General features: G+C 66.8%; 9 protein-coding genes. 4 read left to right on the plus strand and 5 right to left on the minus strand.

Annotation, left to right across the window (positions count from 1 at the left end):
* On the minus strand, positions 1–681 hold the full coding sequence (gene trmB / locus A7E77_RS03450; RefSeq protein WP_063685878.1) for a tRNA (guanine(46)-N(7))-methyltransferase TrmB: 681 nt from the start codon (positions 679–681) through the stop codon (positions 1–3).
* Positions 682–777: 96 nt separating this feature from the next.
* Here trmB and A7E77_RS03455 point away from each other — a divergent pair, with 96 nt between their 5' ends.
* From A7E77_RS03455 to A7E77_RS03465, 3 genes are all read left to right on the plus strand, one after another.
* A complete protein-coding gene (locus A7E77_RS03455) occupies positions 778–1593 on the plus strand; it encodes a formate/nitrite transporter family protein (RefSeq protein ID WP_063685879.1) in 816 nt (271 codons plus the stop codon).
* A complete protein-coding gene (locus A7E77_RS03460; protein WP_226341835.1) occupies positions 1590–1955 on the plus strand; it encodes a hypothetical protein in 366 nt (121 codons plus the stop codon). Before A7E77_RS03455 ends, A7E77_RS03460 begins: the two co-directional genes overlap by 4 nt.
* An 81-nt stretch (positions 1956–2036) precedes the next feature.
* Complete coding sequence (locus A7E77_RS03465; RefSeq protein WP_063685880.1) at positions 2037–2378, plus strand: PilZ domain-containing protein; 342 nt, start codon at positions 2037–2039, stop codon at positions 2376–2378.
* Positions 2379–2470: 92 nt separating this feature from the next.
* On the opposite strand, the gene metK is transcribed toward A7E77_RS03465, so the two are convergent.
* Entirely contained in the window at positions 2471–3688 is a 1218-nt protein-coding gene (gene metK, locus A7E77_RS03470) for a methionine adenosyltransferase (protein ID WP_063689693.1), read from the minus strand.
* A gap of 42 nt (positions 3689–3730) precedes the next feature.
* On the minus strand, positions 3731–5272 hold the full coding sequence (gene lnt, locus A7E77_RS03475) for an apolipoprotein N-acyltransferase (RefSeq protein WP_063685881.1): 1542 nt from the start codon (positions 5270–5272) through the stop codon (positions 3731–3733).
* Positions 5273–5723: 451 nt separating this feature from the next.
* Here lnt and A7E77_RS03480 point away from each other — a divergent pair, with 451 nt between their 5' ends.
* Positions 5724–8480 (plus strand): [protein-PII] uridylyltransferase, encoded by a 2757-nt coding sequence (locus A7E77_RS03480; protein WP_078462211.1) that lies wholly within the window; start codon positions 5724–5726, stop codon positions 8478–8480.
* Between the two features lie 78 nt (positions 8481–8558).
* On the opposite strand, the gene A7E77_RS03485 is transcribed toward A7E77_RS03480, so the two are convergent.
* Positions 8559–10322, minus strand: a complete 1764-nt coding sequence (locus tag A7E77_RS03485) for a cation:proton antiporter (RefSeq protein ID WP_063685882.1) — start codon at positions 10320–10322, stop codon at positions 8559–8561.
* A gap of 183 nt (positions 10323–10505) precedes the next feature.
* Positions 10506–13340 (minus strand): TonB-dependent receptor, encoded by a 2835-nt coding sequence (locus A7E77_RS03490; protein WP_063685883.1) that lies wholly within the window; start codon positions 13338–13340, stop codon positions 10506–10508.
* Positions 13341–13503 lie beyond the last annotated feature (163 nt).

Here is a 13503-nt window from a genome sequence, read left to right on the forward strand (position 1 = left end):
CTACCGTCGGACGTAGCGGAAGTACCACACCTCGTGGCCCTGCCGGCGCGCCTTGCGTTCGTAGCGGGTTTCGGGCCAGTCGTCGGGGCGGACCAGGAAGTCGGCCGGCTCGCGCGCCTGCCATTCGAAGTCGCGGCGCTGGTCCATCACCATCATCGCCCAGCGGCAATAGGTCGGATCGTCGGTGCCCAGCCGGAATTCGGCGCCCGGCTTCAGCTTGGCGGCGATGGCGTCGAGCGGGCCATGGTTGACCATGCGGCGCTTGGCATGGCGCGCCTTACGCCATGGATCGGGATGGAGCAGATAGACGCGCGACAGGCTGGCATCGGGCAGTCGCTCCACCACGTCGAGCGCATCGCCCATGTGCAGCCGCACGTTGGTGAGGCCGCCATCGCGGATATGACCCAGTGCGCCGACCACGCCGTTCAGGAAGGGTTCGCAGCCGATGAAGCCCGTTTGCGGCCGCATCGCCGCCTGCCCCGCCAGATGCTCGCCCGCGCCGAAGCCGATCTCCAGCTCCAGGGGCCGGTCGTCGCCGAACAGCGCCTTGCCCTCGATCGGTCCCGTCTCGGAAACGCTGAGCGCGTCGAGCGTCTCCTCGACCAGCGCGGCCTGACCGACGCGCAATTTGTGGCCCTGACGGCGGCCGTACAGGCGGCGGATGGTGGCGGGATCGTTCATGGCGCCGCGCCCTAGAACAGATGGGGGAAGAGGGAAACGCCTCAATCGCCATGGCACGCGGGAGCCAAGCACCACCACCGACCGTTGCACGTCACGATGGACGCCCCTTCAGACACCTCCGACGATGACGATCTGAAGGCCGCCGACGCCAAGGATTTGCATCGCACCGTCCGCGAAGAGGGTGAGGAGGAACTGCGCCGGCCGATCCGATCGCTGTTCTTTTCCGGGCTGGCGGCGGGCATTGCGATCACGGTGTCGCTGCTGGCCGAGGCCGCGTTACATGCGGTCTTGCCCGCCATGCCGTGGCGCGAATTGATCGTGGGGCTCGGCTATCCGGTCGGGTTCATCGTCGTCATCCTCGGCCGGATGCAGCTGTTCACCGAAAGCACGATCACGGCGATGCTGCCGCTCGTCACGCGGCCGTCGCGTTGGGCGCTGGGGCGAACGCTGCGCCTGTGGGGCATCGTGCTCGCCGCCAACCTCTGCGGCACGGCCATCGCCGCCTTCGCGATCGCCAGCGGTGCCATGGGCAATGCGGCGATCCACGATGCGGCACTCGCCATCTCGCAGGGGATTACCGAGCTGTCGCCGGGGCGTACCTTCGTCAATGCGGTGCCGGCCGGCTTCCTGATCGCCGTCCTCGCCTGGGCGCTGCCCAATGCGCGGGAACAGAGCGTCACGGTCATCGGCATCTTCACCTATGTTCTTGCGATCGGCAGCTTCAGCCATTCGATCGTCGGGTCGGCGGAGGCATTTCTATTATGGTTCGCCGGTCAGACCGGGGCGTGGCAGACGCTGGGCGGATTGATCGCGCCGGCCGTGCTTGGCAATCTGTTCGGCGGCGCCGGCATCTTCGCACTGCTCGCCCACGCACAGGTTCGCGGCGAAATGCCACAGGGAGACAATCGGTGAGCCACGCTATCGTACCGGCAAACGACACCACGCGACGTCTGCCGGTATTTCTGGGCGATATCGCGCAGCAGCCCCAGTTGGTCGCGGCATCGGTTGGCACGATCGCCGCCGGGCTGGTCACCCGCCGACCCGACCTGATTCGCGGCGGCGCGCGGATGCTCGCGGTGCATGTCGTCGCCAGTGCGGTCCGAACGGCGATGCGGCAGCGAACGCATGCCGCGAAGCATGCGGCGGACAGCGCTGGGTCGCCCTCGCCGCTGTCGGAGGCGATCGTGGCGGGCCTGGTGGGATGGGTAGCGGAAGCCGCGATCGATAGCGCGCTCAACCACTTAGTCCCCGACCGCGAAACAGCGCCGAAATAGCCCCATTTGAGGGGCAGTCACCCCACATTGGGTCGTTTACAAACCGGTGACTAATCTCTGTCAGATCGATCCGCGCACGCCATGGAACCGATACCCGAACCCGCGCGCGAGAAGCGCAACAGTGTCATCGTCCGCGCCATCGTGATGACCGCCGATGGCCGATCGCGCGAGCGCCGCGTCCGCAATCTGTCGCGGCATGGCGCCTGTATCGAACACGACAACGACCTCACCACCGGCGCGACGGTCATGCTGCACATGGGTTCGATGCCCGATCTGGTCGCAACCGTGCGGTGGGTCAGCGACCGGCTCGCCGGGCTGAGCTTCAACGAGCTGATCGACCTCGACGAGGCGCGCAAACCGCGCGGCGTCGGCGTCACGCCCCGTGCCGGCTGGATCGCCGAACTCAACAATCCCTACCGCTGACACCCAGGGCGTCTCGGGTCCCAAACCGAAACGCCCTCCCCCATCGCGAGACGGGGAAGGGCGCTGTCATGCAACCTCAGGATGCGTGATCGTCAGGCGACGGCGGCCTTCAGCGCGTCGACCAGATCGGTCTTTTCCCACGTGAACAGATCGCCTTCCGGCTCGCGGCCGAAGTGACCGTAAGCGGCCGACTTGACGTAGATCGGCGCGTTCAGCTTCAGATGCTGGCGGATGCCCTTGGGGGTCAGGCGCACGAGCTGCGGCAGTACCGCCTCCAGCTTGTCCTCGGCGACCGTGCCGGTGCCGTGGGTATCGACATAAACCGACAGCGGCTCGGCGATGCCGATCGCGTACGACAGCTGGATCGTGCAGCGCTTGGCGAGGCCGGCGGCGACGACGTTCTTGGCGAGATAACGCGCGACATAGGCGGCCGAACGATCGACCTTGGTCGGATCCTTGCCGCTGAACGCACCGCCGCCGTGCGGCGCGGCGCCGCCGTAGGTGTCGACGATGATCTTGCGGCCGGTCAGGCCCGCATCGCCGTCCGGACCGCCGATTTCGAACGCGCCAGTCGGGTTGATGTACACCTTGGTGTCGTCGGTGACGAAACCGTCGGGCAGCACGTCGGTCAGCACGCCCGTGACATAGGCGCGCAGTTCCTCATACTTGGCCGGATCGGCGTTCTGACCCTGTAGGCAATAGCCCGCCTTGTGCTGCGTCGAGACGACCAGGGCGGTCGCGCGGACCGGCACGCCGTTTTCATACTGCAGCGTGACCTGGCTCTTGGCGTCCGGCTCCAGGAACGGCGCCTTGCCCGAATGGCGGTCGGCCGCCATCGTTTCGAGGATCTTGTGGCTGTAATAGAGCGTCGCCGGCATCAGGCCCGGCGTTTCGTCGGTCGCATAGCCGAACATGATGCCCTGGTCGCCCGCGCCCTCGTCCTTGTTCGAGCCTTCGTCGACGCCCATTGCGATTTCCGCCGACTGGCCGTGCAGGTTGTTCTCGAACGTGAACTCGTTCCAGTGGAAGCCCGACTGTTCGTAGCCGATGCGCTTCACCGTCGCGCGGACCGCCGCCTCGATCTCGGCGAGCGCGCCGTCGGCCCAGGCGTTGTTCTCATACACGCCCTTGCAGCGGATTTCGCCGGCCAGCACGACGAGATTGGTCGTGGTCAGCGTTTCGCAGGCGATGCGCGCTTCCGGGTCCTTCGACAGGAACAGATCGACGATCGTGTCGCTGATCTGATCCGCGACCTTGTCCGGATGACCTTCCGAAACCGATTCCGACGTGAAGATGTAATTGCCGCGCATCATTGCCTCATAACGATATAAAGATACCTTTATATGTCGTCCTTACCGCGCTGAACGGCGGTTGGCAATTGCCGCCACCAGGAAGGAGAATGCGACGACCAGCGCCGCCCAATTGCCCAGCCGGCTGAACAGCGTGGGCGGCAACGCGGGCGGCATCCGCACTTCCACCACCCCTGCCCGCTCATGCGGGATCGTCGCGACGAGACGCCCGTCGGCGGCAATCACGGCGCTGATCCCCGTGGGCGTCGCGCGGACGATCGGCAGCCCCTCCTCAATCGCGCGCATGCGGGTCTGCGCGAGGAATTGCGGCGATCCCCAGCTGCCGAACCAGGCATCGTTCGACGGATTGAACAGCAGCCGCGGGCGGCGGCCCGGCTCGATCAGCTCGCCCGAGAAGATCGTTTCGTAACAGACCTGTACGCCGATATCGCCGAAGCCGGGCAGGCTCAGCGTGCGCGGGCCGGGACCGGGCGTGAAGTCCATGTCGCCGGGCACCAGCCGGGCAAGGCCCAACGGTCGCAGCAGCCACGGCATCGGCAGATATTCGCCATAGGGGACGAGGTGCGCCTTGTCGTAGCGGCCGACGATCCGGCCGACGGAATCGATCGCGAGCACGGAATTGGCGGCGCCGGACACCTCGCCGCGCGCGTCGAACGACAGCGTATCGGCGCTGGTCATCAGGATATCGCCCGGACGCAGTGCGGCGGCGATGCGGCGACGGGTCCATGACGGCGGGCGATCGCCATAGATCCAATAGGGGTAGCCACTTTCCAGCAGGTCGCGCAGCAGCCCTTCGGGCCACAGCACCAGCCGGGGCGGGCCGCCGGGGTGCCGCGTGCCGCGCAGCAGGGTCGCCAGGGCATAGTCGCCCGCATTCTCGCCGCGCACGTCGTTGCCGATATTGGGCTGGACGATGCGCAGGATCGGCGCATCTGGTGCCGCCGAGGGCGCATGGGTCCAGAGCGCGGATAGCGCTGCCCCTGACAGCACCACTGCGAGGCCCGCCGCCAGCCGCCAGTGCCGCCGCACCGCCATCAGCAGCGCTACCGCGAACAGCACGGTTACGCCGGACAGCGCATAGGTGCCGATCCATGCCGACAGCCGCGCGATGCCGATGACGGGCACCCAGATCACGCCGATCGGGTCCCAGGCGTAGCCGGTGAACAGCGTGGCGCGCAGATATTCGCTGCCGATCCATGCCGCGGCGAAGACAAAGGCGAAGGCCGCATCTACGCCGTCGCGCCCCCGGAAGCGCCAGCCGACCAGCGACGCCAGCATCGGAAAGACCGCCAGATACAGCGCGAGCCCGACCGCCGCGAAATAGCCGAGCACCGGCGGCATCTTGTCCTGGAAGTCGAAGGCGTGCTGGAACCAGTTGTTGTTGATCGTGAAATGCCCGACGCCCCAGCACCAGCCGATCCATGCGGCGCGGCGGCCGGTGGGCGCGGCCTGCACCAGCGCGGCGAGACCCGCGAGGCCGAGGAGCGTCAGCGGCCACAATTGCAACGGCGCAAAGCCGGTGGCGGCGACGGCGCCGAGCAGGAGGGCGGTTAGCGCGGGACGGCGGGACACAGCGGCGATCATGCGCGGCGCTTTACTGTACCGTTGGTGGCTTGTCCCAGGCCTTTCACCCCACGCGTCACTCCGGACTTGGTCCGGGGTCCACTCTGCGGCGAAGGGGGCGGTTCGAGCCTCCGGCCACCCCCTCGCGGCCCGGGGGACCCCGGAACCAGTCCGGGGTGACGGGGGGTTTGTAGACACGTGGCGCGCCCATCGGGCCTCGATTCGGACCTCGTCCGACGCTCTGCGCACCGCGGAAGTGGACAAAGTGGACGGTACGTAATCGTCGGAATGCCCTCCCGTCCGTCGGCACGCGCAAAAGCCGGCTTCACGGTATCAAAGAGCGATGGAAGGGTAGGCATAATCGGGTCGCGTAGGACAGCGAAAAATGCGGACGTCGCCAACGCGAGGCGCCCGAGACAGGTGAGCGCGGCCCCCCCCACCAACACCATGTCGCGTTAACCCTGTCTCCGCTATGACCGCCGCCATGCAGGGCCGTTTCGACCACATCCCCAATCGTCGCGCGATCATCGATCGGCGCGCTCTTGCCGAGCGTATCGCGGCGATCGATGCCGCCGATGCGCCGTTGCGCGCGCAGGCGACGCATCTGCTGAAGGCTGCGCTGGGCGACGGCCGCACCGAAATCCAGCGCCGTCTGGCCGCGCATCCCTCGCGCGGGCTGGAGGCATCGAACGCGCAGGCGTATCTGACCGACCAGCTGCTGCGGCTGCTGTACGATCTGGCGACACAGCGCCTCCACCCGCTCGCCAACCCGACGGCGGGCGAACGGCTGACGCTGATCGCGGTCGGCGGCTATGGCCGTGCCGAGATGGCGCCTTATTCGGATGTCGATATCGGCTTCCTGACGCCGGGCAAGCAGACGCCCTGGGCCGAGCAGGTCATCGAATCGATGCTGTACGCGCTGTGGGACCTCGGGCTGAAGATCGGCCATTCGAGCCGCTCGCTCGACGAGATGGTGCGCCAGGCGAAGGCCGACGTGACGATCCGTACGGCGCTGCTGGAGGCGCGCTACGTCATCGGCGACCAGTCGCTGTATGACGAGGCGGCGCGGCGCTTCAAGGCGGAGGTGCAGCACGGCACCGAGCGTGAATTCATCGCCGACAAGCTCGCCGAACGCGACGCGCGCCATCGCAAGATGGGCGACACGCGCTACGTCGTCGAACCCAATGTCAAGGAGGGCAAGGGCGGCCTGCGCGATCTGCACGCGCTGTTCTGGATCGGCAAATATATCTACGACGTGCAGCGCGGAGCAGACCTCGTCGGCGTCGGCCTGCTGACGCCGGAAGAATATAAGCTCTTCCACCGCGCCGACAATTTCCTGCAGGCCGTGCGCTGCCACCTGCACAGCATCACCCGCCGGGCGGAGGATCGCCTGACGTTCGACGTGCAACGCGAAGTGGCGGCGCGGATGCGCTTTTCGGATCGGCCGGGCAAACCCGCGGTCGAGCGGTTCATGCAATATTACTTCCTGCAGGCGCGCACCGTCGGCGACCTGACCGGCGTGTTCCTGGCGCACCTGGACGAGCGGTTCGCAGCGCGCGGGCGGCGGTTCGGCCTGCCGACGATCCGGCGCCGTCCGGGCAAGCTGCACGGCTTCGTCCTCGACCGCGGACGCCTCGCGCTACCGCGTGACGACTATTTCGCCGAAGACCCGGTGCGGCTGATCGAGATCTTCCAGCTCGCCGACCTGCACGGCGTCGAAATTCACCCGCTCGCGATGCGCGCCGCCAAGCGCGATGCCAAGCTGATCGACGGGCACCGCCGCGATACGCGCGCCAATGCCTTCTTCCTCGATGTGCTGACGTCGCCGCGCGACCCCGAACTGGTGCTGCGCTGGATGAACGAGGCCGGCGTCTTCGGCCGCTTCGTGCCCGATTTCGGCCGCGTCGTCGCGCAGATGCAGTTCGATATGTACCACCATTATACGGTGGACGAGCATACGATCCGCGCAATCGGCCTGCTGAGCCGGATCGACAAGGGCGAGTTGAAGGAGGACCATCCGCTGTCCTCCGCGATCATCAAGCACATCATTTCGCGCCGCGTCCTCTATGTCGCGGTGCTGCTGCACGACATCGCCAAGGGGCGCGGTGGCGACCATTCGATCCTGGGCGCGGAGGTGGCCGAGCGGCTGTGCCCGCGCTTCGGCCTGTCGCCCGCCGAGACGGAGACGGTGGCGTGGCTGGTGCGCTGGCACCTGCTGATGTCGGCGACCGCGTTCAAGCGCGACCTCAGCGATTTCAAGACGATCCTCGATTTCTGCGAGGTGGTGCAGAGCCCCGAACGCCTGCGCCTGCTGCTGGTGCTGACCATCGTCGACATTCGCGCGGTGGGGCCTGGCACGTGGAACGGCTGGAAGCGGCAGCTGCTCGCCGATCTGTTCGAGGCGGCGGAAGAGGTGCTGCGCCTAGGCCACAAGCAGCGCGGCCGCGCCGAGCGGATCGCGACGCGGCAGGAAACGCTCCAGGCGACGCTGGCGTGGGACGACGCGCGCTTCGCCGCCTTCGTCCGGCGCTTTCCCGAAGCCTATTGGATCGCCGAGCCGGACGACGTGCTGGCCCATAACGCGCGCTTCATCGATGCGGCCGGGGACGCGCAGCTCTCCATCGATGCGCAGGTCTATGCGACGCGCGGCGCGACATTGGTGACGATCTATGCCGCCGATCATCCCGGGCTGTTCTATCGGATCGCCGGCGCGATCCATGTCGCGGGCGGCAACATCATCGATGCGCGCATCCACACAACGCGCGACGGCATGGCGATCGACAATTTCCTGGTGCAGGACCCGTTCGGCCGCCCGTTCGACGACGTCAGCCAGCTGACGCGGCTGACGATGGCGATCGAGGATGCGCTGGCCAATCGCGGCAAGCTCGCCGACCGCCTCGTCGCCAAGCCCGCGGCGCGGACACGGGCGGACGCGTTCGAGATCGTGCCGAACGTGTTGATCGACAATCATGCGTCGAACCGATTTACCGTGATCGAAGTGAACGCCCGCGACCGGCCGGCGCTGCTGAACCAGCTGGCGCATGCACTGTTCCAGTCGAAGGTGACGCTGCATTCGGCGCATGTCGCCACCTATGGCGAGCGCGCGGTCGACACCTTCTACGTCACCGATCTGACGGGCGACCGCATCACCCAGCCGGCGCGTCTGAAGACGCTGGAACGGCGGCTGCGCACCGCCGCGGCGGGCGAGACGGAGGACGTGACGGCTTAGGGCCCTTTCGCCGGCACCCCGGACGTGATCCGGGGTGACGGTGGATTGTGTGGGATCACGGGATGATGAGTGGTTTCGTCACACCGGTTCGGGCGGGGCGAAGGTGAGCATCGTGTCGCCCGGCTCCACCACCGGACGCTGCGTCGTCGAGAAGAGCAGCAGGCGGCGGTCGGGCTTCATCACCGCGACCGGCTCCGCCTCGGGGGCGAGGCGTGCGCGATAGGCTTCGTAGGGGAAGACGCTGGTGATCCGCGTCCGGCCGAACGCCCAGCCGGCGGCGACGCGCACCTGCAATTCGTCCACCGTCTCGCCGCCTTCCAGCAGCATGCGCGCGCGGCGGCGGCTGAGGCGCGTTTCGTCGACGCCGGTCTGCGTCAATTTGTCCTGCCCGACTTCGGGGCCGAGGTCTGCGCAGACGAGGCTATTGTAGGAATCGTTGTCGGTCGCGGCGATGACGTGCTGGAACTGCTGCATGTCGAGCGTGTCCTGCGTCACTTCATCTAGGATGTCGCCCTGATGGACGTCGAGCGACTGTTTGCGTGCGGCGCGGAGCGCGAACTTGGCGGTGTCGGCGATCATCACCGTCAGCCCCATCTTCTGCAAGGCGCCGCCCAATGCGGTGGTGAAGGCGTTGGCGCCGACCAGCAACACGCCCTCGCCCTTCCCCTTGTCAATCCCCAGCCGCCGCGCGACCCAGCCCGCCGAAAAGCCGTGTGCGAAGATCGTCGCGACCACCACGCCGAACACCAAGGGCACCAGCGCATCGGCATCCTTCATGCCGAAATCCTCCAGCCGCAGCGCGAACAGGCTGGTGACCGCGATCGCGACGACGCCGCGGGGCGCGATCCACGCGACGAACAGCCGCTCGCGCCACGGCATGCCCGAAAAGGCGAGGCTGGCAATGACGGTCAACGGCCGCACGACGAACAGCAGGAGGAAGAGGAAGATCAGGAACCGCGCCTGGAAGCGCTCCACCACCTCCCATTGCAGCGTCGCGGACAGGATGACGAAGACGCCCGAAATGAGGAGGACGGCGAGGTCTTCCTTGAAATGCTTGAGCGCGGCGGTCGACTGGGTCTGGCGATTGCCCATGACGACGCCCATCAGCGTGACGGTGATGAGGCCAGTTTCGTGCTTGATCAGGTCTGCCGCGACGAAGCCGGCGATCACCGCGACGAGGACGGTCGGCGCCTTGAGATATTCGGGGATATAGGCGCGGCGGAACGCGGTGGTGAGGCCGAAGCCCAGGCCGACGCCGATCGCGCCCGCGACCAGCGTCGCCGCGGCGACGTCCAGCCCGATCGCGATCGCGCTGCGGTCCGGGCCGATATAGGTGATATAGGCATAGATCGCGACGGCGAGCAGCGCGCCGATCGGGTCGTTGACGATGCCTTCCCATTTCAGCGTGTCGCGCACCCGTGCGGGAACGCGCAGGGATCGCAGCATCGGTCCGATCACCGTGGGGCCGGTGACGACGAGGATGCCGCCGAACAGCGCCGATATGCCGAGCGGCAGTCCCGCGCCGTAGAAGGCCGCGGCGGTGCCGAGCACCAGCCCGACCGGCACGCCGATCACCACGAGCCGCAGCACGGCCGGGCCGGCGTGGCGCAGATCGCGGAAGTTGAGGCTGAGGCCGCCTTCGAACAGGATCACCGCCACGGCGAGCTTGATGATCGGCTGTTGCAGCGCGCCGAAATCGCGTTGCGGATCGATCAGTCCCGTCACTGGCCCCGCCAGCACGCCAGCGATCAGCATCAGCGCGATGGCGGGCTTGCCCGTCCGCCACGCGATCCACTGCGCGCCGATGCCGAGCAGGCCGATCAGCGCGAATTTGACCAGCATCGATTCGAAGATCAGCGATCGTCCCCTTCACCGCCCCAATCGGCGATAGCGGGTGCCGGTTCCCTGCCCCCCGTCAAAACGCTTGCGGTACGACGAGCCTGCGGCCGGGTCAGCCGTGCCGCAAAAGAAACGGGCCGGCGCGCATCGCTGCGGCCGGCCCAGGAGTCGTTGCCTTGCTTGAGGTCAGAAGCGCGCGCGGATCGTCGCACCATAGGTGCGCGGTTCGGCGAGATATTGCGAGAACAGCTGGCGGCCGCCCGGATATTGCGGGTCCTGGAACGCCGCGGTCGCAGCGCCTTCCTGGAACGGCGAGTTGAACGCGACCTGCGCGTAATTCACGTTGGTCAGGTTCTGCGCCCAGAATTCCAGGCTGAACTTTTCGTCCGGCGTACGCAGGCCGATGCGGGCGTTCACGATCGCATAGCCGTCCTGCACCTTCTGCGGGAACAGATCGGACCCGGTGTTATAGTCGCTGGTCATGCGCGTATCGACGTAGAACAGCGCCGAATAGCCACCGCCGAGTTGCGGCGTCCACGCCGCCGACGCGGTCGTCACCACGTCCGCCGAGTTGGACATGCGGTTGCCCGGCAGCTTGCGCAGCGCCTGATCGAGCGGTGCGCCGGCATCGGTTCCGACCAGCTGGTCGCGATAGCTGGTGTCGGTGAGCGTCAGGCCCAGGGTCACGCGGAAATCGCGCGCCGGGACCAGCGAGGCCTCCAGCTCGACGCCTTTGGAGCGGACGCCCCAGCCCACGTCGCCCGACGGGCAGACGCCGGTGGTCGCCGCCGCGGCATTGTAATTGCCGGCCGCCGCAAACTTGCTCTGGTCGCGATCGCCGCCGTTGAGGTTCGACGAGCAGCCGTTGATATTCTGGACCAGGAAGACGGTGCCGTTGAACGTGTTGAGCTGGAAGTTCTTGAAGTCCTGCAGGAACGCCGCGGCGGTCAGCGTGAACGGTCCGGTCGCGTATTTGGCGCCGATTTCATAGGCGTTGACCGTTTCCGGCGCGAATTGCAGCGCGTTGACCAGCGCCTGCGCACCGCCCGATGCCGAGAAGGGCAGGATCGGCGACTTCAGCGCCGAACGGTCGAGGTTGAAGCCACCCGCCTTATAGCCGCGCGAATAGCTGCCGTAGACGAGCAGGTCGTCGATCGGCTTCCACGACAGCACCGCGGTGCCGGTGAACTGGTCTTCCTTGCGGACGCTGTTGATCGACACGCCGTTGAGCTCTGCGGTCGAATTGCCCTGGCACGACAGGCCGATGATGCCGCCCGCAGTGGCAGCGAGGCCGGCGTTCGACAGGAAGGGCAGCAGCGCGCGCTGGTTGGCGACGCAGCCGACGTTGTCGTTGGTGAAGGTCGCGTCGAAGCGCTTGCGTTCGTTGGTGTAGCGCAGGCCCAGCGTCAGATCGACGGTGCGCGTGACGTGGAAGATGTTGTGCGTGAACAGCGCCCAGTTGCGGCTGTTCTGATTGTAAACGTCGCGCGTTGCGCCCTTGTCGTTGATCGCATCCAGCGTATCGATCGCGCCGACGATCGTCGGCCCCGCCGCGCCGAAGGGCGATGCGACGCCCGGCACCACGCCGCTGAGCACCGCACGGCCCGTCGCGCTCAGGCAACCCGCATTGCCCGGCGCATAGAATTGCGCGAGCGCGCTGCCCGACACCAAGCGACAGGTCGCGAAGCGGCCGTACTGGCTGCCGAAGCGCAGGTTATCGAGGACGCGCAGGTCTTCGTTCGCGAAGAAGCCGCCGACCAGCCAGTCGAGCTTGTCGTTGAACAACGAGCCGTTCAGGCGGACTTCCTGCGTGAAGGTGCGGAAGCGACGCGCCGAATTGCCGTTGGCGGCGCGGTACAGAATGTCGACCCGGCTGTAATCGGTGTCCGACCCCTGGCTCGAATCGTAATCGCGATAGGCGGTGATCGAGGTCAGCTTGGTGCCGCCGATATTCCAGTCGAGCTGGCCGGACACGCCCCAATCCTTGGTGATGCCGGCAAAGCTGCGGCCGGGGCTGACCGACACGTCGCGGCTGTAGCCGGCGGCGTTGACGTAGTTTAGCGGCTGGCCGAGGTCGCGGATGACGTTGACGATGTTGTTGCCGTTGCTGCCCGCGGCGAGGCCCGCGTTCACCGAAGCAACCGGATCGTTGAGGTTGCCGACGGCTTCGTTGACCGAGCGATCGACATAGGTCGCCGCGCAGCACTTTTCGTCGCGATGCGTATAGTCGCCGATCAGGCGGAAGGTGACGTCGCTGCTCGGTTCGAACAATAGCTGGCCGCGCAGGAAGTAGCGGTCGCGGTTATTGACGTCGGTGTTGTTGGTGTAATCGCGGTAGAAGCCGTCGCGCTTCACATAGACGCCATCGACACGCGCCGCGATCGTTTCGCTCAACGGCAGGTTGAGGTTCCCGGCGAAGCGGTAGAAATTGTAGTTACCGTAGGTCGCTTCCGCGCCGCCGCTGAAGCCCGAGAAGGACGGCGCCTTGCTGACGATGCTGATCAGGCCCGCCGACGAGTTGCGGCCGCCGAGCGTGCCCTGCGGGCCGCGCAGCACCTCGACCCGGTCGATTTCACCCAGTTCGGTGAGGCCGATGCCGGAGCGCGAGCGGTAGACGCCGTCGATGAACACCGCGACGGAGCTTTCGAGGCCGGGGTTGTCGCCGACCGTACCGATACCTCGAATACGCGCCGAGCCGTTCGCTTCCGAGCCTGTCGACGACACCAGCAGAGACGGCGCGAGCTGGTTGAGCTGGCGGATGTCGCTGGCGCCCGAATTCTGCAGCGTTTCGGCGGAGACGGCGGAGATCGCGACCGGCACGTCGGCCAGCGCCTGGGCGCGGCCCTGCGCGGTGACGACGATGTCCGCCCCCATCTGATCGTCCTGCGTCACCGACCCGGCGGCGGTCGGCGTCGTCGTCTGCGTCGCCGCGCTCGAGGGTTCGGGGCTGTTGTTCTGGGCCATCGCGGGCGAGGCGATGGCGATCGTCGCTGCCGACAGCAGGTACGCGGTAAGGCGCATGGGCTTCCTCTCCAGATCGATTTCGATTGTTTTCGAATATCGGGTTTTCTTTTGAGGCTAGGTGGTCGCAGGCGTGAGCGTCCACTATTTTCATGATGGCGTCATGCTTTTCGAATGCAGTGTCTCCCATACGCAACACCGGGCCCGTTGCCGGACCCGGTGT

The sequence above is a fragment of the Sphingomonas sp. NIC1 genome (assembly GCF_001638925.1).
GTDB classification, from domain to species: Bacteria; Pseudomonadota; Alphaproteobacteria; order Sphingomonadales; family Sphingomonadaceae; genus Sphingomonas; species Sphingomonas aquatilis.